A 22,742-nucleotide genomic window follows, 5' to 3' on the forward strand; every position below is an offset into this window, starting at 1 on the left:
CTTCGTCAGGCCGGAAACCCGTACACACCCGCCCGCATCACTGCATCGGCGAGCAACCCCGCGAACAGCAACAGTCCTGCATCGCGGTTGGACTTGAAGATGCGCAGGCACAGTGCGGGATCGGCGATATTGAGCCGCTTGATCTGCCAGGCCAGATGGGCTGCGAAGGCGAGCAGGCCGATCCACGCCGGCCAGCGCGCGCCGCCCAGCACCAGGGCTACGCCGATCAAGACCACTGCCAGCGAATAGAACACGGACAGCGCGCGATGGGTGCGCGCGCCGAACAGGCGCGCCGTTGACTTGATGCCGATCAGCGCATCGTCCTCGGTGTCCTGATGGGCGTAGATCGTGTCGTAGCCGATGACCCAGGCGATTGAGCCGGCGTAGAGCGCGAGCGCCGTCAGATCGATCCGCCCGAGCGTGACGGCGAATCCCATCAGCGCGCCCCATGAGAACGCCAGGCCGAGCACGACCTGCGGCCACCAGGTGATGCGCTTCATGAAGGGATAGATCGCGACGATGACGAGCGAGGCGATGCCGGTCATGATCGCAAACCAGTTGAACTGCAGCAGTACCAGAAGTCCGACCAGCGCCTGCAGGACAAGGAAGGCAAATGCCTGCGCCACGCTGATCTGCCCGGCGGGCAATGGCCGCGACCGCGTCCGCTCGACGCGCGCGTCGAGATCGCGGTCGGTGATGTCGTTCCAGGCGCACCCCGCCCCGCGCATGACAAAGGCGCCGATCAAGAACAGCACGATCACGAGCGGCAATTGCGAGACGTCGCGGGCAATGCCGGCGGCCAGCGCCGCCGACCACCAGCACGGCATCAGCAACAGCCATGATCCGATCGGACGGTCGAAACGGGAGAGCCGCAAATAGGGCCGCGACCAGGACGGCGCGCGCGTATCGACCCAGTTGCCGGTGGCATCGGCAACGCGGGTGGTCGCGTCGCTCATCGAGCCGGGATCATCGCGCGAGAACGTTGCCGTTCAGCGTATCGAAGGTGCTGCCGCCCTTCTTCACGGCTTGCGCCTCAGGCAGCGCCGCCGAAGAGCCAAGCACTTCGCTCAGGCTCGGACCGGCCGGTCCCCGCGCCTGCGCCTGCTGCGCGACGGCGCAGACCTGCTTCTGCATCTTCTCGGTGTTCTTGTGGCCGTTCTTGAGCTGGTCGGCGATCTGCGGCGGAATTCCGCATTTGGCCGAGTTGGTCTCGACGTATTTGATCATCTTCAATTCGGCCTGGCCGAAATTTCCGATCAGCTTGCAGGCCTCGTCCGGCGGCGCCTTGCGGTCGCTCGCGGCCTTGATCAGCTTGCCGCGCTTTTCGGCTTCCTCGCGCAGGGGAACGAACCCTTTCATGCAGGCGTCTGCCCCACCGCTGGCCTGTGGCGGCGGCCCACTGAATCCGCTGGAAACCGGGGCGGCGCCTTGCGACGGGAACGGCGACGGCGCGCCGACCGAGGCCGACGGCGCAGCGCCATTCACCGGCGGAAACGGAGAGGCCGCGGCAGGTGCCGCGCTCTGGTTGGGCAATGGCGCCGGGAACGCGCTCTGCGCAAGCGCTTGCCCGGCGTGAACGGTCACGACGACAGCGGTCAGCGGCACAATCAGGCGGCGGATCATCAAGGGTTTGTTCTCCGGCAAGGTCAGGCAGCCCCAACGTCTTCCGAACGACGCAGATCTGCGACGGGCTTTTTACGATTCCTGCCGACGCTTAACAACCCGTTGATTGGGGCAGCAGCGCGGCGCATGGCCCCCCGAAAGCCAAAAATAGCCTCCGGATTCTAGCGCTTTAGGCTAAAAGCGCCCCGGAAACGGAAAACCTCGCCATGCCTGACCTCGATTTTCGCGCCCCTCGCCTGTTCGTCGACGCCCCCTTGCAGGAGGGCGCGCGGATCGAACTGGAGCGCAACCAGAGCAATTATCTCGGCAACGTGCTCAGGCTTTCGGCCGGCGAATCGATCCTGGTGTTCAACGGCCGCGACGGCGAATGGCGGGCGCAGATCCAGGGCCGCAAGCGGCCGGACAGCCTGACCATCGTCGCGCGGACGCGGCCGCAGGATCGCCTGCCCGACATCGCCTATGTCTTTGCGCCGCTGAAACACGCTCGCCTCGACTACATGGTGCAGAAGGCCGTCGAGATGGGGGCCTCAAGGCTGCAGCCGGTGTTGACGCGGCACACCCAGGTTTCGCGGGTCAACGTTGAGCGGATGCGTGCCAACGTCATCGAAGCCGCCGAGCAATGCGGCATCCTGAGCCTTGCTGAGGTTGTTGAACCTGCTGCGCTCGATCGTTTTCTCGAAAAGCGCGAAACCAGCCGCCTGCTGGTGTTCTGCGACGAGGCGGCCGACATCGGCAATCCCATTGAGGCACTGCAACAGGGGTTATCAGCGACTGAGGGAATCGACATTCTGATCGGCCCCGAGGGCGGATTTGCCGGGGAAGAACGCGCGCTGCTGCTGCGGCAGCCGAGGACGCTGCGGCTGTCTTTGGGCCCCCGCATCCTGCGCGCGGATACCGCCGGCGTCGCCGCGCTGGCGCTGGTGCAGACGGTGCTGGGGGACTGGCAGGGGCCGCGGGCCAGCCAACGGAAGGCTAACCGTTAAGCCACCGGCCATTAATTCAGTTGGCCAATCCCTGTCGAAACGCCGCCCCGGCCATGCTAAGGCCTGCGCCAACGAGGCCCCTCGGAACCCCGGGGAACCCCAAACGAACCCTGGAACCCGGTTTTTCCGGATAGTTGGACCTGAAATGACCGCGACCGCCGCCATCAGAGGTGCTGCCGGATCCGCCGCCTGGGCGGACGCCCTGCTATTGTCGTTTGCACAAGGCGGCTACGTCCAGGCCCACCCCGGCATCCTGCAGCCGGCGGAGCCGTTCCTCGACCTTTCCGGCGAGGACATCCGCAAGAGCCTTTACCTGACGACCGACGCGTCCGGCGAGGAACTCTGCCTGCGGCCCGACCTCACCATTCCGGTGGCGCGCGATTATCTCGCCTCTGCCAGCGCCGGAAAGCCCGCGGGCTTCAGCTATCTCGGGCCGGTGTTCCGCTATCGCGGCGGCCAGCCCAGCGAATTCCTGCAGGCCGGCATCGAATCCTTTGGCCGGCAGGACCGCGCGGCCGCGGATGCGGAAATGCTGGCGCTGGCGCTGGAAGCGACCACAGCTTTCGGATTGAAGGATGTCGACATCCGCACCGGCGACGTCGCGCTTTTCACGGCGCTGATCGACGCGCTCAATCTCTATCCGGTATGGCGGCGGCGGCTGATCAAGGACTTCAACCGCAAGGTCAGCCTCGCCGAGGACATCGAGCGGCTGACGCTTGCGACCTCGCCCGGCCGCAACGAATATGAGGGCGTGCTGGCAGCGCTTGCCGGCTCCGACCGCAAGGCGGCGCTGGCGCTGGTCACCGATTTGATGTCGATCGCCGGCACCACCAATGTCGGCGGACGAACGGTCGCCGAAATCGCCGACCGCTTCCTCGAACAATCGACGCTGAAGGGCGGCGCGTTGCCGCGCGATGCGCTTGCCATCATCAAGCGCTTCCTCGCGATCGCGGGTGATCCCGATGAATCGGTGGCGCAACTGCGTGCGCTCGCCGCTGACGCCAAGCTCGATCTCGCCGCCGCCATCGACCAGCTCGAAAGCCGCGTCGGCTTCATGGCCGCGCGCGGCATCGACACGAAGCTGACGCGGTTCTCCACCTCGTTCGGCCGCGGGCTCGACTACTACACCGGCTTCGAATTCGAACTGCACGGCAAAGGAAACACCAAAGGCAACGGCGTCGAGCCGCTGGTGGCCGGCGGTCGCTATGATGGCCTGATGACGCAGCTCGGTTCGCCCGCACCGATCCCGGCGGTCGGCTTCTCGGTGTGGATCGAGGCTTTGACGAAGCTGGGGAGCGCCGCATGACCGCCCCCTTCGTTCTCGCCGTTCCGTCCAAGGGCCGCCTGCAGGAGAACGCTGAGGCGTTTTTCACGCGCGCGGGGCTCTCGCTGGCGAAACCGCGCGGCGCGCGCGATTATCGCGGCACGATTTCCGGCCTCGACAATGTCGAGATCGCCTATCTCTCCGCGAGCGAAATCGCCTCGCAACTGGCGCGCGGCATGGTGCATCTCGGCGTCACCGGCGAGGACCTGTTGCGCGAAAGCATTGCGGATGCCGACAGGCGCGTGCTGCTGATCGACAATCTCGGCTTCGGCAGCGCCAATGTCGTGGTCGCGGTGCCGCAGGCCTGGATCGACGTCCGCACCATGGCCGACCTCGACGACGTCACGACCGGTTTCCGCGCGAAGCATAACCGGCGGATGCGGGTCGCAACCAAATACATCAACCTGACGCGCAACTTCTTCGCCGCCCACGGCGTGGTCGATTACCGCATCGTCGAAAGCGCCGGCGCCACCGAGGGCGCGCCCGCGGTCGGCACCGCCGAGATGATCGTCGACATCACCACCACGGGCGCGACGCTCGCCGCCAATGGTCTCAAGGTGCTGGACGACGGCGTGATCCTGCGCAGCCAGGCCAACCTCGTGGCGTCAAAGGATGCCGACTGGTCGGCTGACGCCCGCGAGACCGCGCGCGTCATCCTCGACCACATCGCCGCACGCGCCCGGGCCAGCAAATATCGCGAGGTGCGAACGCGCTTCGCCGGCTGCAACGATGCGTTGCTGGCGGAGGCGCATAATCGTTTTGGCGTGGTGGCGCCGTTCGGCGGACCGACCTCGTCGGGCATGATCACGCTGCACTGCCCGCCGATGCAGCTTTACGCGCTCGGCAGTTTCCTGCGTGAGCATGGCGCCGACACGGTGTCGATCGCCTCGCTCGACTACGTGCTCGACCGGGAAAACCCGCTATTTGCCAGGCTCGAGGCGTTCTTGCGGCAATGAGGCTGCCGTTTCGTTCATCGTTGCGACAGACTCTGGCAGGTAACATATACGATTGGATGATCTGGGACCTGATCGATGACGCTGGGCTCTGACGTTTCCCGCCTGTCGACGACCGCAGCCAGCGCCGCGGCGCAAGGCCTGTCGATCGTCGTACCGCTGTACAACGAGGCGGCAGGGCTCGCTTTGCTGCACGAGCGGCTGGTCGGCCTCGCCCGCACGCTGAAGGCACGTTTCGGCCTTGCCAGCGAAGTGGTCTATGTCGACGACGGCAGCGCCGACAATACGCTTGCGATCGCGCGCACGCTTAACGCTGATGCGCTCGACATCCAGGTGGTGTCGCTGTCGCGCAATTTCGGCAAGGAAGCGGCGCTGATGGCGGGGCTGGACCATGCCCGCCGCGGCGCTGTCCTGTTCATGGACGGTGACGGCCAGCATCCGCCGAGCCTGGTCGAAAAGCTGGTCGCGCACTGGATCGATGACGGCTACGACGTCGTCTATACGGCGAAGGCTAATCGCGACAATGAATCGTTCCTGCGCCGCCAGGCGGTGCACGGCTTCTACGCGCTGATCAACTGGGGCGCACGGCAGAAAATCCCCGAGGACGCCGGCGATTTCCGCCTGCTGTCGCCACGCGCCGCCGCCGCACTGCGGCAGCTTCCCGAGCGCAACCGCTTCTTCAAGGGACTGGCGAGCTGGATCGGCTTCCGCCAGATCCGCGTCGATTATGAACCGGCGCCGCGCGCACACGGCGTCACCACCTTCAGCCCCGGCCGGCTGGTGGGGCTGTCGATCGAGGGATTGACGTCGTTCTCGGTGGCGCCGCTGCGCTTTGCGAGCCTGTTCGGCGTGCTGCTTGCCGTCGGCGCCTTCCTGTTCGGCCTGACTATTCTCTGGGAAGTCTGGACCACCGGCAAGCAGGTCCCTGGCTATCCCTCGCTGGTGATCGGCCTGATGACGATCGGCGGCGTGCAACTCATCATGATCGGCATCGTCGGCGAATATATCGGCAAGATCCTCTCCGAGCTGAAGGCGCGGCCGATCTACTTCGTCGCCGAGCATTCCGAAAAGCGCGCCGATGGCGAGACCACGGCCAGCGTCGAACGGACCGCCGCCGAATGAACGACGCTGCGCTGCGCCGGATCTGGCTGTGCGCCGACGATTACGGACTGGCCGAGGGCGTCAACCGCGCCATTCGCGATTTGATCTCCCGCGGCCGTCTCAATGCCACCTCGGTGATGGTGGTAGGCTCAGCGATCGGACGCAGCGAGGTCGCCGCGCTGCAGGATCTCGCGGTGAACAGCCCGCACTGCGCGATCGGGCTGCATGCGACGCTGACCGCGCCGTTTCGTCCGCTGACGATGCACTTCCGCCCCACCGACGGCGGCCTGTTTCTGCCGTTTCCGAATCTCTTGCGCGCGGGCCTGCTGCGGCGGCTCGACCCTGAAATGATCGAAGACGAACTTCTGGCCCAGCTCGCGGCGTTCAAGGAGCTGTTCGGCTGCGCGCCCGATTTCGTAGACGGCCATCAGCACGCACAACTCTTTCCACAGGTGCGCGACGCCTTCCTGCGCGCGGTGAAGGAAGCCGCCCCCGCCGCCTGGGTACGCCAGGGCGGGCGCCTCAAGCCGCTGGTCGGGCTGCTCGGCGCCCCCAAGGCGCTGGTGCTCGACGTTCTCAGCGCGCAATTCCGCAAGCGCGCCACCCGTGCCGGCATCCCGTTCAATCCCGCCTTCGCCGGCGCCTATGATTTTTCAAAAGAACCCGATTTCGCGGTGCTGATGGGTGAGTTCCTTCGGGAATTGCCGGATGGCGCGCTCGTGATGTGCCACCCTGGATTCGTCGACCAAACGCTCGAAAGCCTCGACCCCCTCACCGCCCAGCGCGAGGCGGAACATGCGTATCTCGCAAGCGATCGATTCCCGGCATTGCTGGCGGCGAATAAAGTTACATTGAGTTGATAAGACTCAACAAATCCCGGCGTTTTGTCGCATACCAAAATTTAATTCGGCCACCCACTACTTGCGACACAAACCTCGTCCTACATCTCTCCGGCGCGTTGACGACGATCCGACGCGAGGGAGAGGGCCATGACACCGCAAGAACGCCAACTGATTGACGGTCTTTTCGACCGGCTCACCAAGCTGGAGAACGCCCCGCGCGATGCGGAGGCGATGTCAGCGATCATGCAGGGCCTGCGCAACGCGCCCAATGCGGTCTATGCGCTGGTGCAAACGACGCTGGTGCAGGACGAAGCGCTGAAGCGCGCCGACATGCGCATCCAGGAATTGGAAGCGGCAGCAGGTCAGCAAAATCAATCCGGCGGCTTCCTCGATTCGATGCGCGATGCGATCTTCGGGCAAAACCAGCCGCAAGGTTCGTCACATGGTTCGGTACCCAACGTTCGTGCGCCCGAGATGGGCGGCAATTCGGGCGGCAGCCGTCCGGCGTGGAACACGGGCCAGGTGCTGCAGCAGAGCCAACCGCCCGGGCAATATAATCAGCCGTCCTATGCCCAGCCCCAGCCCTATGGCGCGCAGCCGCCGCAGCAGTCGCCGTTCGGCGGCGGTGGCGGCTCGTTCCTCGGCACCGCAGCGGCGGCCGCGGTCGGCGTGGTCGGCGGCTCGTTGCTGGCCGGCAGCCTCCGTTCGATGATGGGCGGCGGCGGCAACCACCAAAGCTTCGGCGACACGGCCAACCATAGCGGCGGAATCGAAGACCGCAGGCCGTGGGGCGACCAGTCCGGCGGCGACCTGGCGCGCGACGCCGGGATCAACGACATCGGTTCGCGCGGCTCGTCCAGCCAGCGCGCCGACAGCAACGACAACGATTCCGGTTCGCGGCAGGGCTTCTTCGATCAGGCCTCGCATGACGATGACGACATGGACCACGATGCCGACGGCTTCGACGGCGACGATGGTGGTGATGGCGATTACGCGTGAGCGGTGTCTGAGTTGAAAAGTCAAAACGGCCGCCCGATCAGGCGGCCGTTTTTTTGTTGGGACGGATCGTAGTCGGCCGTGAAAAATTTCCCAAGCCGTTGAGAGGGAGTCGATTTTCCTGGCTCGGCGGCTTTTGAGATTGCCAGCTTTTGGGGCTTGATAGCGGGAAAGCTTGCAATTTTGTTTTTTTGGTTTCCCTCGAATCGGGGGTCGTGATTCTCTTGGTGGCATCGGAGGGGACGATGCGGCCAAAGGAACGACGAGAGACGGGACAGAGCGACCTTCTGCGCTCGCGGCTGGACGCGATCATCGATATGGGCCACCCGCTGGTGAAGCTGGCGCGGACGATCGACTGGCCCTTCCTCGAGCAGAAATTCGGAGCGGTCTACGAGGACAAGCCCGGCCGGCCGGCATTGCCGACGCGGCTGATGGCGGGGCTTGCGATCCTCAAGCACACCTACGACCTCTCCGATGAAGTGCTGTGCGAGCGCTGGGTGGAGAACCCCTATTACCAGTTCTTCTGCGGCGAGGAGTTCTTCCAGCACCGCCTGATGTTCGACCGCTCCTCGCTGACGCGCTGGCGGCAACGCATGGGCGAGGAGAAGTTGCAGGCCTTGCTGCAGGAGAGCCTTGCGGTGGCCAGCAAGACCGAGGCGATCAAACCGGCCGATCTTAATCGGGTCATCATCGACACGACGGTGCAGCCCAAGAACGTGATGTTCCCGACCGATGCCAGGCTGCTGAACCGCGCCCGCGAGATCCTGGTCCGGCTGGCGAAACGATATGGTGTCAAGCTGCGCCAATCCTATGCCAGAGTGGGCAAGTTCGCGCTGATCAAGCACCAGCGTTATGCCCACGCCAAGCAGTTCAAGCGCGCCAACAAAGCCTTGAAGAAGCTCAAAACCTATCTCGGCCGTATCATCCGCGACATCGGCCGCAAACTTGGTGGCAACGCCGACTTGCTCGGTGGGATCGTGTTGGAGCGCATGCTGGCACGGGCGCGACGCGTGCTTGAGCAGAAGCAGCACCAGCGTGGACCGAAGGTCTACTCGCTGCACGCGCCGGAGGTGGAATGCATCGGCAAGGGCAAGGCGCACCGACCTTACGAGTTCGGCGTCAAGGTCTCGGTCGCCACCACGCTGGCGCACGCCAAGGGTGGGCAGTTCGTGACCCATGTGAAGGCGCTGCCCGGCAACCCCTATGACGGCCATACACTTGCAACCGTCATCCCCGAGATGGAGGAGCTGATCGGCAACACCATCGAGCGCGCGCTCCTCGACAAGGGCTATCGCGGCCACAACGCCCCGCCCGATTACAAGTTCAGGGTGTTCATCTCAGGACAGAAGCGGCGGGTGACACCACAGATCAAGCGCGAGCTCCGACGGCGTTCCGCCGTCGAGCCGGTCATCGGCCATCTCAAATCCGAGCACCGCATGGGCCGCAATTACCTCTGGCATCGCCAGGGCGATGCCACCAATGCCGTCATGGCCGCCGTCGGCTACAACTTCCGCCGCCTCATCCGGTGGCTGAGCTTTCTGCTGTTCGAAATCCTCTCTCGGCTCAGCCTCAAATTGCGGCTCAGCCCAGCCTGAAATCCCGATTCTTCACGGACGACATCGTAGCCCGGATGGAGCCAACGGGTCGCGCGAATGCGCGCCCGATGACAGGCTCCGCGCAATCCGGGACAGTCGTTGTACTGAGACAATCCCGGATTTCGCTTCGCTCCATCCGGGCTACGATCAAAACAATCAGATCACCACGACCCTGGCGCCGACGCCGACGCGGCCGTAGAGATCGATGACGTCTTCATTGCGCATACGGATGCAGCCGGACGACACGTTGGTGCCGATAGTCCAGGGCTCGTTGGAGCCGTGGATGCGATAGAGCGACGAACCCAGATACATCGCGCGCGCGCCGAGCGGATTTTGCGGGCCGCCTTCCATGTACCGCGGCAGATCGGGGCGCCGCGCCAGCATCTCCGGCGGCGGCGTCCAGGCCGGCCATTCCTTCTTCGCGGAGACGGTCTTGACGCCTGACCAGGTGAAGCCGGGGCGGCCGACGCCGACGCCGTAGCGCAGCGCCTTGCCGTCGCCCTGCACCAGGAACAGGAACTTGTTCGGGGTGTCGATCACGATGGTCCCTGCGCTTTCCTTGCCGTAATACTCGACTACCTGCTTTTCGTATTTCGGATCGAGCGGACGTTGTGCGGGGTCGATCTCCTCCTCCCCGCGCATCGACTGCTGCGGATCCATCGGCGGCAGCAACGCGCGCCGCCCGCCATAGCCGTAATCGGGCTGCGTCTGATAGGCCGGCTGTTGCTGATAGCGCCCGTCCTGCGGCAGGTCGCCGAACAGGAATTCGATGAAGCCGCCGCCCATGTTGGCGCGTTCGGCAGCAGCCATGCGCACCGGCGCGGGCTCGCGGGCGTATATCACGGCGGGTTCGGCAATTGGCGAGGCGTCGATCGCAAAAGCCTCACTGGAGAAGCAAAGGCAAGACGCGCTCGCAAGGAGCGCAAGGGAGATTTTTCCGGACATCGACGTACTCTGTACTGATCGTCATTGCGGGTTGGCGGCAGCGGCGCGACGAGCACCGCTGCACGCGATCAATACAAATCAAAACCTAATCGGTTTGGTAAACAGATCGGCCGTTTCGATTCACCATTTCGGCAATCGCGCGCTGATTTGCCCGCTAGCGTTTATTTTGCATGAACGCCGCCCCTCATGGTTAATCGTTGGTATGCGGCCGCGGGCAAACCGCTACCATGACGCGTTCCGGCGTGAACCTCACGTTAAATCGCATCGGTCTAGAACACACACGGAAGTGAAGGGGTGGGAAAAACTCATGTCGGTCAATCGCAAGCGTTTTCGTATTGAACAAGCCCTTCTGGGCGACGCGCCAATTATGATGCCTGCCGCCGAAGGCGGCGAGATCGGTCCGATGCATCGTGAGATCATGGCCGAGCTGCGCGCGATCCGCGCACAGATGGCGGGCTTCGGCCACACCCGCGACGGTTCGACTGTCGCCACGGATATCGCACGCGAGACCGCGGATGCCCACGCGTTGCTGGAAACCTACCGCGCCCAGATCGAGCAGTGCGCGAAGCTGAAAGTCGAGCTCGATCTCATTCACGACGCCATCAACCGCACCAAGCGCGAAATCGCCACCCTGCACGGCAACAGCTTTGACGGCCAGGAAATGGCCAAGGTCAATGGCGAGCTCGGCGCCGTCGTCGGCGGCACTGAACAGGCCACCCAGCAGATTCTCGAGGCCGTCGAGGCGATCGACCAGGCCGCCACCGCATTATCCAAGAACATCTCGCCCGACCAGCAAAAGCTGCTCAGCGAGGAAATCCAGGAACGCGTCGTCGCGATCTTCGAGGCCTGCAATTTCCAGGACTTGACGGGCCAGCGCATCAGCAAGGTGATGACGACGATGAAATTCATCGAAAAGCACATCATCGAGATGATGGAAATCTGGGGTGGCGTCGATGCCATCAAGGCGCACGCCCCGCCGATCGTCGATACCCGCGAAGGCGACGCCAAGCTGCTGAACGGCCCGAAGCTGGACGGCGACGACGGTCACGCCTCGCAGAACGACATCGACGCGCTGTTCGATTGATCGGACTGGTTAACGCAGACTAAATAAAAACGCCGGCTAGATGCCGGCGTTTTTTGTTGATTTTTGCGCGGTCATTCCGGGATGGTGCGTTAGCACCAGACCTCAGATGCGCAATTGCGCATCGGGGAATCTCGAGATTCTCAGGTGCGCAATTGCGCACCATGGTTCGATGCTTCGCATCGCCCCGGAATGACGGCGTCTAATCACGCCCGCGGCGCGCAGCGGACATAGACCATGTTGCCGTAACGGACCGCGGCATCCTTTTCGATGAAGCGGGTCACGAGCACGCGGCCGTCGAACGAGACGATCTCGCGGTCCTGCTCGCCGGGCGTCGGGCCGGGCGGACCGATATAATTCTTGCCGCTCGGGCTGCCCTTGAGGCGCAGTTCCTGCGGGGTGGCCTGGTCGGCCAGATGCATGACAACACCGCCGGAGGTGCCGGCGCCGATCACATAGGGCTGCTTGCACTGCCCGCGCGCCGCGGCTTCGGTGCGGGCGCGGTCGTTGGGATTCTGGAACGAGGCGAGGCCCCAGCGGCCGACGATCTCGTCGGAGCGGATGGTGGCCGGCATATCGGGCGCGACGCCGGGCTCGGCCTCGGGCGCCGAACTGGACGACAGCGACGGCAGGCTCATGCTGCTGCACGCTGCCAGCAAGATCGTCAGCGCCGATGCGATCGCCAGATTGGCAACCGTACGCGCATTACGTGAGCTGATCATCGTATTCCCCCGAGCAATTCCTTGGCCGCTCCCGTCAAGCAGCCAATCGTAAAAAGCCTGCCGGAGCAATGACGTCCGTTAAATTACGCCGCTGCGCCGATTTGGTTTCTGTGGGACCATCCTATATTGGCCTCAAGAAGGCCTTAACCCCCTTGTTTGCTTGACAGGATCAGCGCCAAGCCATATTCCCCGGCCCCACGTTTAGCACTCAAATCCGACGATTGCTAAGGGTCATGCTGTCCCGCCCGGGGCGGCGTCGAATACGCGGCATTATCAGCCATTTTCGTGGCACAGACCTGAAACCACGCCTTCCATGGAACTTCAAGAGGAGACGTCATGGCCAAATCCAAATTCCGTCCGCTGCACGACCGCGTCGTGGTCAAGCGCATCGATGCCGAAGAGAAGACCAAGGGCGGCATCATCATTCCCGATAGCGCCAAGGAAAAGCCGTCGCAGGGCGAAGTCACCGCCGTGGGCCCGGGCGGCCGCGACGAGGCCGGCAAGCTGATTCCGATCGACCTCAAGGTCGGCGACCGCGTGCTGTTCGGCAAATGGTCGGGCACCGAGGTCAAGCTCGACGGCGAGGAACTCCTGATCATGAAGGAGAGCGACATCATGGGCGTGCTGAGCTGACGCACGCTCCGGCCGTCGCACGTCAGTCGTCGGCGCTGACTTCTTCCCTTCTCCCCTTGTGGGAGAAGGTGGCGCGCAAAAGCGCGCCGGATGAGGGGTCTCTATCCGCGGAGACAGACCCCTCACCCGTCCGCGATGCTTCACATCGCGTCCACCCTCTCCCACAAGGGGAGAGGGGAAGAAACCCGGCGGTGACGGCAACCAATCGTACCCAATCATTCAGGAGTCCAAATCATGGCTGCCAAAGACGTTAAATTTTCCGGCGACGCCCGCGACCGCATGCTGCGCGGCGTCGACGTTCTCGCCAACGCGGTGAAGGTGACGCTCGGTCCGAAGGGCCGCAACGTCGTGATCGAGAAGAGTTTTGGCGCACCCCGCATCACCAAGGACGGCGTCACCGTCGCCAAGGAAATCGAACTCGAGGACAAGTTCGAGAACATGGGCGCGCAGATGCTGCGCGAAGTCGCCTCCAAGACCAACGACACCGCCGGCGACGGCACCACCACCGCCACCGTGCTGGCGCAGGCGATCGTGCGCGAAGGCGCCAAGTCGGTCGCCGCCGGCATGAATCCGATGGATCTGAAGCGCGGCATCGACATCGCGGTCCACGCCGTCGTCAAGGATCTCGAAAAGCGCGCCAAGCCGGTTGCCTCTTCGTCCGAGGTCGCCCAGATCGGCACCATCTCGGCCAACGGCGACACCGCCATCGGCAAGATGATCGCCCAGGCAATGCAGAAGGTCGGCAATGAAGGCGTCATCACGGTCGAGGAGAACAAGTCGCTCGAGACCGAAGTCGACATCGTCGAGGGCATGAAGTTCGACCGCGGCTACCTGTCGCCCTACTTCATCACCAACGCCGAAAAGATGACGGCCGAACTCGAAGACGTCTACGTGCTGCTGCACGAGAAGAAGCTGTCGGGCCTGCAGTCGATGCTGCCGGTGCTGGAAGCCGTGGTGCAGTCCGGCCGTCCGCTTTTGATCATCGCCGAGGACGTCGAGGGCGAAGCGCTGGCGACACTGGTGGTCAACCGCCTGCGCGGCGGCCTGAAGGTCGCCGCCGTCAAGGCGCCGGGCTTCGGCGATCGTCGCAAGGCAATGCTGGAAGACATCGCGATCCTGACCGGCGGTCAGCTGATCTCGGATGAACTCGGCATGAAGCTCGAAAGCGTCACCATCAACATGCTCGGCCGCGCCGGCAAGGTGGTGATCGACAAGGAGAACACCACGATCGTCAAGGGCGCCGGCAAGAAGAAGGACATCGAAGCCCGCGTCACGCAGATCAAGGCGCAGATCGAGGAAACCACCTCGGACTACGACCGCGAGAAGCTGCAGGAGCGCCTTGCGAAACTGGCGGGCGGCGTCGCCGTGATTCGCGTCGGCGGCGCGACCGAAGTCGAGGTCAAGGAAAAGAAGGACCGCGTCGAGGACGCCCTCAACGCGACCCGCGCGGCCGTGCAGGAAGGCATCGTGCCGGGCGGCGGCGTGGCGCTGCTGCGCGCCAAGAAGGCCGTCGGCCGCATCAACAACGACAATTCCGACGTCCAGGCCGGCATCAATATCGTGCTGAAGGCGCTGGAAGCTCCGGTTCGCCAGATCTCGGAAAACGCCGGTGTCGAAGGCTCGATCGTGGTCGGCAAGATCCTCGAGAACAAGTCCGAGACCTTCGGCTTCGACGCCCAGACCGAGGAATATGTCGACATGGTCGACAAGGGCATCATCGACCCGGCCAAGGTGGTGCGGACGGCGCTGCAGGACGCTTCGTCGGTCGCGGGCCTGCTGGTGACCACCGAAGCCATGGTCGCCGAACTGCCGAAGGAACCGGCAGCCCCGATGCCCGGCGGTGGCGGCGGCATGGGTGGAATGGGCGGCATGGGCTTCTAAAGTCCGGCTTTTTCCGATCGATCCATCGAAGGCCGCCTCCAGGCGGCCTTCTTTTTTGGCTTTTTGGCGATAGCGCGGGCCGATCGGTCCAGGACGTGCTTGGCTCGAAAACGCTGCCGGGGTTTGCTACTTACGACCCCTGCCTATTCCATCGTTTCAGGGAATTTCATATGCGCGCGCGGTTCCTTCTCCTGCTCGGTCTGGTCACGGTCTCCCCGGGCCTCGCTTTCGCCCAGATGAAACTTCCCTCCAAGACGGCCCCGGGCGCCATCGAGACGCGCTATTTCACCGCGATCGACGGCCTGATGGACGGCAATGCCGACGTCATCCTGAAGGAAACCCGGCAGGGCAAGAACGTCATCGCAGCTACCCTCGACGTCTGCTACCCCGTCGCGAAGGGCTCCGACCGCAAGGACCGCTTCGTCGCCAATCTCGCCGTCCTCAACGGGCAGAACCTGACGGGCACCACGCAGAGCCTCGGTGACAAGCAGCCGGTCATCGTCAAGCTGTCGCGTAAGCCTGTCGGCGACACCTTCGAATTCCGCGGCCAGATCACGATTGGCCAGACCGTGACCGAAGTGACCTCGACTGATAATTCCGATCTCAGCGAGAAGGAATTCCTCGACAACCAGACCAGCGACGACGGCATCACCCCTGCGCCAAAGGATTTTACCGACGTTTCGCCGGAGGCGTTCGGCGTGCGGGTCAAGCTCGACGCCGCGCTCGATTTCCTCAAAAGCCTGAAGGGCGAGGCTGTCGAGGTCGGACTATCGAGCCTTTCGATCTCCTGCGATGCGCTGCGCGCCGGCGAGCAGACCATCAACCTCACGGCCGATCCGGAGCGCACGGCCGCGCTGATTGCGAAGGCCAAATCGATGCCGGGCGTGGTTGCGGCGGGATGGACCAGCGGCTCCGTCGAGATGGACCGCACCATCCGCTTTGCGGCCGCCGAATGGCGCGACGGCGACAAGATCAACAAGGACAAGATCGCATCGGCGCTGTCGGCCGTTCTCTCCAGGACGCTCGCAGCCAAGGCGGCGGGCGCCGACTGGGACGCCAATACCGGAAAACTGACATTGACCTTGAAGCGGCCGAGCCCGGTCTATCCGCCGCTCGCGCTGACCGAAAGTATTGAAGTCACCGCGCTGGTCTCGCCGGACAAACCGGGCGCGTCCGACAGGCTGATGCTGTGGATCTCGAGCCCGGTGATCACGACCGCAGATGAAGGCACAGGCCCCAAGCTGAACCTGTCGGAAGAGTCCACCGGCGACGAGGAAGGTGGCGAACCGAAGGATGACAATGGTTCGGTCGAGGCCCTGGCCAAGGAGTTCAAGGGCCAGCGCTGGGACGCGGACAAGTCGGTGTGGAAGTGATCCGCATGCCGGCACGATAGGGTGACCGGCAGGCTGCGCACGCATCAATGCCCCCATAGCGGACCAGTGCGCAAATGATCTGGTCCCGGGCTTTGATTGTTAAGATTCGATTCAGCTTCCGGGAACATCATCGGTTCACCGAAAATTGGGTCACGCCATGCAAGACCGCGAGCCGAGTACCTTTGAAATTTGGTCGGGGAATGTGGTTCGCGACCGGCGGCCGCAGCCACCCGCGGGCCTGTGGAATTTCCTCAAATCCGATCGCGACGAAGTATTGGTGGTGCGGGAGCCATTTGGCGATCGGGCACGCGCCACCGTGCTGGTCACTGTCGCACTGCTGGCAAGCTTTGGACTGGGATGGGCCGGCGGCCTGAACTGGCCGCAGTTCGCAAGCGAGCTCGGTCTTGTGGAAGTCGCACAGAAAGAGACGCCCTCGCCGCGAATTTCCGAAGCACGATCAAGCGGCAAGAGCGAAGGCACGCGAAAGACGGCATCCGCGTCGGATTCGCCCGCCATTGTTGGAAGCATTCCCAAGCCATCCACCCTGCTGCCCGCCGGTGCACGCCCTTCTGCGAGCCCGGCCTCCCAGGCCAATGCGGGCCCTTCGGCCGCTGCGCTCGCGATGCGGCAGCCGGTGGTGGCGCCGCCGGAAACCAGGCCGGCGACGATTCCAGGCTGGACGGTTGTCGACGTTCGGGACGGCACCGCCGTTCTCGAAGGTCCTGACGGAATCCGGATGGCCGCACGCGGCGATACCATTCCCGGTCTAGGACGCGTGGAGTCCATCGTGCGCTGGGGCAACCGCTGGGTCATTGCCACCGCCAGCGGATTGATCGCGACGCAGTAATTCCCGCGAACGGGAGCGTCATCTCACAAGGCTTAAGCCGGATGGCCGCGGGGTGCCGGCTGCCGCACGGGATCAGTGAGGCCCGCGAGACGAATCAATTCCAGCTCATCCGCGTCGAAGAGCTTTGCCTGAAACAGGCTGAGAAACTCCTCCGAAACACCTTGGCCGAAAACCAAGACGTCATCCGTGTTGACGGTGACGATGACGCCAGCATCGAACAGCCTTCGCATCGGATGGACAGCCAGTGTCTCGACCCTCCCAAGCATGACGTTCGATGTCGGACAGATGTTCAGGCGAATACGATTGTCCGCAAGGAAACGCATGACCGGCGCGGAATCAACCGCCGCGATGCCATGCTGGACCTCGTCGAGTTCGAGTTCCTCGGCGGCGCGCCAGACCGAGTCCCCGTCGCCCCATTCGCCGACATGCGCCTTCAGTCTCAGACCTGCCGCCTTGGCCATCCGGTACACCGGCTTGAACACCTCGATTGGTTGAGCAAGCTCGTCTCCGGAAAGATCCAGCGTCCGGTAGAAGCCGAGTTCCAGAAACGGCTGCAGCCAGTTGGTCAAACTCGAAACTGAACAGTGTCGCGACATTCCGAGTTGCGGTATCCATTCAAGATCAGGTGCCACGCGCTCGTGAATCTCCCGCAACCTGGCCGTTAATCTGGCGGCATCCCGATCGAACAGGGTGATGGCCCATACGTCCTCACCAACCTCTAGTCGCGTGATGCCGTCATGTCGCGCCTGGACCAGCGTCGCCCCGAAAGCAGTGAGACGGCCGATTGGCCCGTCGAACACCGAGCCGATATGGCGACCAACCCATTCGTGCATCTCTGCCATTGACTGAAGCGGCGTGTCGAGCGGCGCGATATCGCGCCCGGTCACGCGAGAAATCCAGCCGCGGTTGCCGCCACCGAACGCATGATTATGCAGATCGCTCTTTGGAACCGTCCGGAGCGCTTGCAGACTGCCGATCCTCAGTGCCTCCTGAAATGAAATCATGGCTGAAGCCATGCATGCGCACCCTAGTTCGTGTTGATGCGAAACCGCAGCGTCTTCGCGCCGACGAACGACACGAAATCGCCCTGCCGCTTCCAGGTGCCCGCTTCCGTCAGCGCCGCGATCAACTCGTCATCGGCTTGCGCCCGGTCCGGCGGACAGGGCCGGTTTTGCATCGCGCCGGCGACGAAGATCACGGTGTTGCCGGCCACCGAAAACTGGCCCTTGCCGCCCTTGCACCAAAGTTCGAGCACCACCTCGCCGGCATCGCCGATCTCCAGATTGGGTATCCGCTTGGAGCCGGGCTGGCGGTTCACGTCGAGTTGCATTTCCGTTCCGAACGGAAAGCCGTCATCGGCCAGCGCCGGGCTGAAATGCAGGGCGGTTGCGATCAGCAAGAGCGAAGCGGCGCCCGCCTGAAACATACGTGCGAACGAAATCATGCGACCTCTCGAACTCAAACCCAACACCGCACGCCGTTCTAGTGAACAACGACGCGATTGGCTAGAAGCTTTCGAATATGCCGCATGTCGGCGATGCAAGGCGAGGCGCGACTCTTCGGCAGCCAACGTCGATAGCGGGATGATCCCTCCGAATTGATAGTCTGGTCTCTAGCTGCAGCAGTTGCAGCGTGGGATCGACTTGACGGCCCGCCCGGCATATCCGCGTTGTTTCAAAGCCGGACCGTCCGCGTGCGGTGGCACTTCAGGCGCTAGAACCGCGTGATTTCACAAGCCATACCAGGGCAATAGCCACTATGCCGGTGCCGATTACAAGCCAGAGCGAGGCCTGTCTGCCGGTGAGCGTATAAGCTATCAGGAAGCACATAAACCACATTGCGCCGACAGCCGGCGCGATAGAGCGGAGTTGAGTTGGCATAGGGGGCACTGAACCACCTTTGATTGTGCTTATGCGCCACCTATAGCGTGTCCTCGCGGGTTGAAAAAGCAATATCAGGCAAGTTGTGGCTGCAAAGAGCCGTAACCAACATTTTATATTCGCGATTTGGACTAATACTGCCGCGACACGCAGCAACCTCGGCAATGGGTCAACCCCGAAAGTGCGGACACACGTTGAAGACCCGGGGATGTCGGCCGCGCGGGGGTCATGTCGGTTGCTCTTGATGGCGTCGCTATTTCAAAACCATCATCGTGAACGGATGGACGTAGGCCTGCAGCGTCACCAGCACGCCGACGAGGCAGGCCAGCACGATCGAATGCAGAAACACATAACGCAGGATCGAGCCCTCGTGGCCGTACCAGTTGGTTGCGGTCGAGGCGACGACGATGGATTGCGCGTCGATCATCTTGCCCATGACGCCGCCGGAGGAGTTGGCGGCGGCCATCAGCACCGGAGACAGGCCGAGCTGTTCGGCGGTGATCCTTTGCAGATTGCCGAACAGCACGTTGGAAGCGGTGTCCGATCCCGTCAGCGCCACGCCGAGCCAGCCGAGCAGCGTGCCGAAGAAGGGATACAGCACGCCGGTAGCGGCAAAGGCGAGGCCGAGCGTGGCGTCGACGCCGGAGAGCCGCGTCAGGGTGCCGATCGCGAGCATCGCCGAGATCGTGATCAGCGAGATCGCGCACAGCTTGATGGTGCGGCCGTATTCGCCGATCATCTTCGCCGGCGAAAAGCCCATCAGGAAACCGGAAATGATCGCGGCGATCAGCATGCCGGTCCCGGTGAAGGACAGATAGGTGAAGTCGAACAGCGCAGCTTCGGGCGTCGGCTTGGCGGCCACCGGCGGCATCTTGTTGATCATGTTGTGCAGCTCAGGCACCTGATACTTCCAGACGAAGATCGAATTCGCCCAGGTCTTGAACGCGCCGCTGCCCCAGATCAGCATCACCGCGCAGACGATGATCCACGGCAGCAGCGCGCTCCAGAGCTGTGCCTGGCTGAGCTTCGCCGTATCCAGCGGCTTGGCCGGCGCCATGGTCGCAGCCGATTCATCTTTTCCGCGCAGCGCCGGCGACAGCCAGAGCTCCCGGGGTTGCCACACCTGAAGGAACAGGATCAGGCAACCCATCGAGATCAGCGACGCGCCGATGTCGACGATCCACGGGTTGATGTAATTCGAGATCACGAATTGCGGGACCGCGAACGAGACGCCGGTGACGAGAACCGCCGGCCAGATCGCCATCATGCCGCGCCAGCCGGCGAACGCCCAGATCAGCCAGAACGGCACGATCAGGGAGAAGAACGGCAATTGCCGTCCGACCATCGCGCCGAGGATATAGGGATCGAGGCCGGTCACGGACGCCAGACCCTGGATCGGCGTGCCGAGCGCGCCATAGGCGACCGGTGCGGTGTTGGCGATCAGCGAAAGGCCGGAGGCTGCCAGCGGCGAGAAGCCGAGGCCGATCAGGACGGCGCCCGTGATCGCGACCGGCGTGCCGAAGCCGGACGCGCCTTCGAAGAACGCGCCGAACGCGAATGCGATCAAAAGCAGTTGCAGCCGGCGATCGGTGGTGACGCCGCCGATCGCCCGCTGCAGCAGCTCAAACCGGCCGGTCTCGACCGTGATGCGGTAAAGGAAGATGACGTTGAGCACGATCCAGCCGATCGGAAAGAAGCCGATCACGACGCCGAGCAACGAGGCACGGATCGACATGTTGGCGGGCATGGTGAAAATGCCGATGGTGATGATATTGGCGACGACCAGCGCGATGATGGCCGCGAGATGCGCCTTGACCTTGCCGCTGGCGATCAGCACCAGCAGCGTGACCACAGGCACGGCGGCAGCGATCGTCGACAGCCCAGCGTTGCCAAGCGGATTATAGTGTTGGTACCACATTGCGGTTCTCCCACATTGTTATTGGCGCGCCCGCCAGCGTGGATGGCCAGACACGAGTTGAGCGATTCGCGGGAACAACCGTGGAAAAGCGGGGTTGAGCCGCCTTGGCATCGCCAACGCTCACAACCTCGCGAAGTTCGATGGCCGCCGCCCCTCGCCGTCACAGCCATGCTAGGGTCTGGCCGGAAGCCGCGACAAGTCGCCGCAGGCAGCCAATTCCATAACCTTAGTAGTAGACCCTAATTCCTGCATCCCTTCAGGGCTTTAAGCCCCATTTCCGGAGACGGTGATCTGTGAACAACCTCCGCCCGACGCTCGCCACGGTGTGGCGCATCTCCGCCCCCTATTTCCGCTCCGAAGACAAATGGGCCGGCCGCGGACTGCTGGCCGCCGTGATCGCCATTGAGCTTGCGATCGTCTACCTGACGGTGCTGCAGAACCAATGGAATCTGCGCTTCTACAACGCGCTGCAGGACTACAATTGGGACGTCTTCGTCTATGAGACGATCTACTTCACCGTCCTGGCCACGGTCTGGACGGTGTGCGTGGTCTACCAGCTCTATCTCAATCAATGGCTTCAGATCCGCTGGCGGCGCTGGATGACCGAACACTATCTCGGTGAGTGGCTGCATCACGCCAATCACTACCGGATGCAGCTTCAAGGCGACGCGGCCGACAACCCCGACCAGCGCATGACCGACGACGTCAAGCTGTTCGTCGATCGCACGCTCAACATCGGCCTCGGATTATTGAACTCGATCGTCACACTGGCGTCCTTCGTCACCATCCTCTGGGGCCTTTCGAACGCCGCGCCGCTGCATCTGTTCGGCCAGGAATATGCGATTCCCGGCTACCTCGTCTGGGGCGCGTTGATCTACTCGGTGCTCGGCACGGTGCTGACCCACCTGATCGGTTGGCCGCTGGTCGGCATCGATTTCAAGCAGCAGCAATATGAAGCGGATTTTCGCTTCAACCTGGTGCGCGTGCGGGAAAACTCCGAGCAGATCGCGCTATTGCACGGCGAGCAGGCCGAGCGCGAACGCCTGCTGATCCGCTTCGGACGCGTGGTGCAGAACTGGCTCGCCATCATGAGCCGGACCAAGAAAATAACGTGGTTCACCCAAAGCTACTCGCAGGCGGCGGTGATCTTTCCCTTCATCCTGGTGGCGCCGGCCTATTTCGCCAAAAAGATCCAGATCGGCGGCATGATGCAGACCGCGTCGGCATTTGGGAGCGTCCAGGGCGCGCTGTCGTTCTTCATCACCGTCTATCGCCAACTGGCGGAGTGGCAGGCCGTGGTCAACCGCCTCGACGGGTTCGAGAGGGGAATCGCGGCGGCGGGAGAACTCGCAAGTCGCAGCGAGCGAATTCACGTCGTCAAGGCGGGCGACGGCGCCATCGACCTCAAGGAGCTGGCGCTGCGGCTGCCGAACGGAACGCCGCTGGTGAACGCGAGCGGACTGAGTTTGCGCAAGGGCGAGCGCACGCTGGTGACCGGGCCCTCGGGCTCCGGCAAATCGACGCTGTTCCGTGCCATTGCCGGCATCTGGCCGTTCGGGACCGGCTCGATTTCGATTCCAGCCGGGGCAACAATGATGATGCTGCCGCAGCGACCGTATTTCCCGACCGGATCGCTGCGAGGCGCGATCGAGTACCCCGCCAAGGAAGGGACGTTCACCGACGGGCAAATCGGCGGCGCGCTCGAGCAGGCAGGACTGCCGAGGCTCGCGTCGCAACTCGACGAACACGGGCACTGGAACCGGACGCTCTCGCTCGGAGAACAGCAGCGCCTTGGACTGACCCGCGCGCTGCTACACACGCCGCAGTATTTGTTCCTGGACGAAGCGACGGCGTCGCTCGACGAACCATCGGAAGCAGCACTGTATCAACTGCTCGAGAAGAAATTGCCGGCGACCACCATCGTCTCGATCGGCCATCGCTCGACACTGGATGCCTTCCATCAGCGCAATGTCAGCCTGGTGCGCGATGGTGAACGGTTTGCGCTACGGGACGAAAAGCCGACCGCACGAACGACATAGACCCGT

The 22,742-nt window shown here is 63.4% G+C and carries 20 protein-coding genes; 13 read left to right on the forward strand and 7 right to left on the reverse strand.

Features of this window, described 5'->3' with window-relative positions:
- Window positions 1-5: 5 nt before the first annotated feature.
- Window positions 6-956, reverse strand: coding sequence for a 4-hydroxybenzoate octaprenyltransferase (gene ubiA, locus V1294_RS35465; RefSeq protein WP_334503821.1), 951 nt, complete (start codon window positions 954-956; stop codon window positions 6-8).
- Between the two features lie 10 nt (window positions 957-966).
- A complete protein-coding gene (locus V1294_RS35470; protein WP_334489968.1) occupies window positions 967-1,623 on the reverse strand; it encodes a hypothetical protein in 657 nt (218 codons plus the stop codon).
- Between the two features lie 206 nt (window positions 1,624-1,829).
- Between V1294_RS35470 and V1294_RS35475 the strand changes: the two genes are divergently transcribed.
- The 7 genes from V1294_RS35475 to V1294_RS35505 all read left to right on the forward strand — a co-directional run bounded on the left by V1294_RS35475 (window position 1,830) and on the right by V1294_RS35505 (window position 9,417).
- Complete coding sequence (locus tag V1294_RS35475; RefSeq protein WP_334503823.1) at window positions 1,830-2,606, forward strand: 16S rRNA (uracil(1498)-N(3))-methyltransferase; 777 nt, start codon at window positions 1,830-1,832, stop codon at window positions 2,604-2,606.
- Between the two features lie 145 nt (window positions 2,607-2,751).
- On the forward strand, window positions 2,752-3,912 hold the full coding sequence (locus V1294_RS35480) for an ATP phosphoribosyltransferase regulatory subunit (RefSeq protein ID WP_334503825.1): 1,161 nt from the start codon (window positions 2,752-2,754) through the stop codon (window positions 3,910-3,912).
- On the forward strand, window positions 3,909-4,886 hold the full coding sequence (gene hisG / locus V1294_RS35485) for an ATP phosphoribosyltransferase (protein WP_334503827.1): 978 nt from the start codon (window positions 3,909-3,911) through the stop codon (window positions 4,884-4,886). The genes V1294_RS35480 and hisG overlap by 4 nt, the downstream gene beginning before the upstream one ends.
- Before the next feature lie 75 nt (window positions 4,887-4,961).
- On the forward strand, window positions 4,962-6,005 hold the full coding sequence (locus V1294_RS35490; RefSeq protein WP_334485286.1) for a glycosyltransferase family 2 protein: 1,044 nt from the start codon (window positions 4,962-4,964) through the stop codon (window positions 6,003-6,005).
- Window positions 6,002-6,844 (forward strand): ChbG/HpnK family deacetylase, encoded by an 843-nt coding sequence (locus V1294_RS35495; protein ID WP_334503829.1) that lies wholly within the window; start codon window positions 6,002-6,004, stop codon window positions 6,842-6,844. The genes V1294_RS35490 and V1294_RS35495 overlap by 4 nt, the downstream gene beginning before the upstream one ends.
- A gap of 129 nt (window positions 6,845-6,973) precedes the next feature.
- Window positions 6,974-7,825 (forward strand): DUF2076 domain-containing protein, encoded by an 852-nt coding sequence (locus tag V1294_RS35500; RefSeq protein ID WP_334503831.1) that lies wholly within the window; start codon window positions 6,974-6,976, stop codon window positions 7,823-7,825.
- Window positions 7,826-8,067: 242 nt separating this feature from the next.
- Window positions 8,068-9,417, forward strand: a complete 1,350-nt coding sequence (locus V1294_RS35505) for an IS5 family transposase (protein ID WP_334495671.1) — start codon at window positions 8,068-8,070, stop codon at window positions 9,415-9,417.
- 156 nt (window positions 9,418-9,573) lie between these two features.
- Here V1294_RS35505 and V1294_RS35510 read toward each other — a convergent pair whose 3' ends face one another.
- Window positions 9,574-10,362: a L,D-transpeptidase gene (locus V1294_RS35510; protein WP_334503833.1), complete on the reverse strand. Its 789-nt coding sequence runs from the start codon at window positions 10,360-10,362 to the stop codon at window positions 9,574-9,576.
- A 307-nt stretch (window positions 10,363-10,669) separates the two neighbouring features.
- On the opposite strand from V1294_RS35510, the gene V1294_RS35515 reads away from it, so the two are divergent.
- Entirely contained in the window at window positions 10,670-11,446 is a 777-nt protein-coding gene (locus V1294_RS35515) for a protein phosphatase CheZ (protein WP_334485295.1), read from the forward strand.
- A 203-nt stretch (window positions 11,447-11,649) separates the two neighbouring features.
- On the opposite strand, the gene V1294_RS35520 is transcribed toward V1294_RS35515, so the two are convergent.
- Complete coding sequence (locus V1294_RS35520) at window positions 11,650-12,165, reverse strand: hypothetical protein (RefSeq protein WP_334485297.1); 516 nt, start codon at window positions 12,163-12,165, stop codon at window positions 11,650-11,652.
- A gap of 336 nt (window positions 12,166-12,501) precedes the next feature.
- Here V1294_RS35520 and V1294_RS35525 point away from each other — a divergent pair, with 336 nt between their 5' ends.
- The 4 genes from V1294_RS35525 to V1294_RS35540 all read left to right on the forward strand — a co-directional run bounded on the left by V1294_RS35525 (window position 12,502) and on the right by V1294_RS35540 (window position 16,899).
- A complete protein-coding gene (locus tag V1294_RS35525) occupies window positions 12,502-12,798 on the forward strand; it encodes a co-chaperone GroES (RefSeq protein ID WP_057853021.1) in 297 nt (98 codons plus the stop codon).
- A 234-nt stretch (window positions 12,799-13,032) separates the two neighbouring features.
- Window positions 13,033-14,679 carry a chaperonin GroEL gene (groL, locus tag V1294_RS35530; RefSeq protein ID WP_334503835.1) on the forward strand — a complete coding sequence of 549 codons (1,647 nt, stop codon included), beginning with the start codon at window positions 13,033-13,035 and terminating at the stop codon, window positions 14,677-14,679.
- Between the two features lie 170 nt (window positions 14,680-14,849).
- Entirely contained in the window at window positions 14,850-16,052 is a 1,203-nt protein-coding gene (locus tag V1294_RS35535) for a hypothetical protein (RefSeq protein ID WP_334503837.1), read from the forward strand.
- A gap of 157 nt (window positions 16,053-16,209) precedes the next feature.
- Complete coding sequence (locus V1294_RS35540; protein WP_334503840.1) at window positions 16,210-16,899, forward strand: hypothetical protein; 690 nt, start codon at window positions 16,210-16,212, stop codon at window positions 16,897-16,899.
- A 32-nt stretch (window positions 16,900-16,931) separates the two neighbouring features.
- Here the strand turns inward: V1294_RS35540 and V1294_RS35545 are convergent, their stop codons facing one another.
- The 3 genes from V1294_RS35545 to V1294_RS35555 form a co-directional block, all read right to left on the reverse strand.
- Window positions 16,932-17,915, reverse strand: coding sequence for a hypothetical protein (locus V1294_RS35545; protein ID WP_334503841.1), 984 nt, complete (start codon window positions 17,913-17,915; stop codon window positions 16,932-16,934).
- 11 nt (window positions 17,916-17,926) lie between these two features.
- On the reverse strand, window positions 17,927-18,343 hold the full coding sequence (locus tag V1294_RS35550; protein WP_334503842.1) for an META domain-containing protein: 417 nt from the start codon (window positions 18,341-18,343) through the stop codon (window positions 17,927-17,929).
- 689 nt (window positions 18,344-19,032) lie between these two features.
- Window positions 19,033-20,697, reverse strand: coding sequence for an L-lactate permease (locus V1294_RS35555; RefSeq protein WP_334503843.1), 1,665 nt, complete (start codon window positions 20,695-20,697; stop codon window positions 19,033-19,035).
- A gap of 293 nt (window positions 20,698-20,990) precedes the next feature.
- Between V1294_RS35555 and V1294_RS35560 the strand changes: the two genes are divergently transcribed.
- Window positions 20,991-22,736, forward strand: a complete 1,746-nt coding sequence (locus V1294_RS35560) for an ABC transporter ATP-binding protein/permease (RefSeq protein ID WP_334503846.1) — start codon at window positions 20,991-20,993, stop codon at window positions 22,734-22,736.
- Window positions 22,737-22,742 lie beyond the last annotated feature (6 nt).

This window comes from Bradyrhizobium sp. AZCC 1678, assembly GCF_036924765.1.
GTDB classification, from domain to species: domain Bacteria; phylum Pseudomonadota; class Alphaproteobacteria; order Rhizobiales; family Xanthobacteraceae; genus Bradyrhizobium; species Bradyrhizobium algeriense.

Coding starts and splice junctions, on each gene's coding strand:
- V1294_RS35495 (WP_334503829.1), top strand. CDS start 6,002: ATGAACGACGCTGCGCTGCGCCGGATCTGGCTGTGCGCCGACGATTAC.
- hisG (WP_334503827.1), top strand. CDS start 3,909: ATGACCGCCCCCTTCGTTCTCGCCGTTCCGTCCAAGGGCCGCCTGCAG.
- V1294_RS35475 (WP_334503823.1), top strand. CDS start 1,830: ATGCCTGACCTCGATTTTCGCGCCCCTCGCCTGTTCGTCGACGCCCCC.
- V1294_RS35550 (WP_334503842.1), bottom strand. CDS start 18,343: ATGATTTCGTTCGCACGTATGTTTCAGGCGGGCGCCGCTTCGCTCTTG.
- V1294_RS35525 (WP_057853021.1), top strand. CDS start 12,502: ATGGCCAAATCCAAATTCCGTCCGCTGCACGACCGCGTCGTGGTCAAG.
- ubiA (WP_334503821.1), bottom strand. CDS start 956: ATGAGCGACGCGACCACCCGCGTTGCCGATGCCACCGGCAACTGGGTC.
- V1294_RS35510 (WP_334503833.1), bottom strand. CDS start 10,362: ATGTCCGGAAAAATCTCCCTTGCGCTCCTTGCGAGCGCGTCTTGCCTT.
- V1294_RS35500 (WP_334503831.1), top strand. CDS start 6,974: ATGACACCGCAAGAACGCCAACTGATTGACGGTCTTTTCGACCGGCTC.
- V1294_RS35540 (WP_334503840.1), top strand. CDS start 16,210: ATGCAAGACCGCGAGCCGAGTACCTTTGAAATTTGGTCGGGGAATGTG.
- V1294_RS35535 (WP_334503837.1), top strand. CDS start 14,850: ATGCGCGCGCGGTTCCTTCTCCTGCTCGGTCTGGTCACGGTCTCCCCG.
- V1294_RS35545 (WP_334503841.1), bottom strand. CDS start 17,915: ATGGCTTCAGCCATGATTTCATTTCAGGAGGCACTGAGGATCGGCAGT.
- V1294_RS35555 (WP_334503843.1), bottom strand. CDS start 20,697: ATGTGGTACCAACACTATAATCCGCTTGGCAACGCTGGGCTGTCGACG.
- V1294_RS35480 (WP_334503825.1), top strand. CDS start 2,752: ATGACCGCGACCGCCGCCATCAGAGGTGCTGCCGGATCCGCCGCCTGG.
- V1294_RS35515 (WP_334485295.1), top strand. CDS start 10,670: ATGTCGGTCAATCGCAAGCGTTTTCGTATTGAACAAGCCCTTCTGGGC.
- groL (WP_334503835.1), top strand. CDS start 13,033: ATGGCTGCCAAAGACGTTAAATTTTCCGGCGACGCCCGCGACCGCATG.
- V1294_RS35505 (WP_334495671.1), top strand. CDS start 8,068: ATGCGGCCAAAGGAACGACGAGAGACGGGACAGAGCGACCTTCTGCGC.
- V1294_RS35470 (WP_334489968.1), bottom strand. CDS start 1,623: ATGATCCGCCGCCTGATTGTGCCGCTGACCGCTGTCGTCGTGACCGTT.
- V1294_RS35520 (WP_334485297.1), bottom strand. CDS start 12,165: ATGATCAGCTCACGTAATGCGCGTACGGTTGCCAATCTGGCGATCGCA.
- V1294_RS35490 (WP_334485286.1), top strand. CDS start 4,962: ATGACGCTGGGCTCTGACGTTTCCCGCCTGTCGACGACCGCAGCCAGC.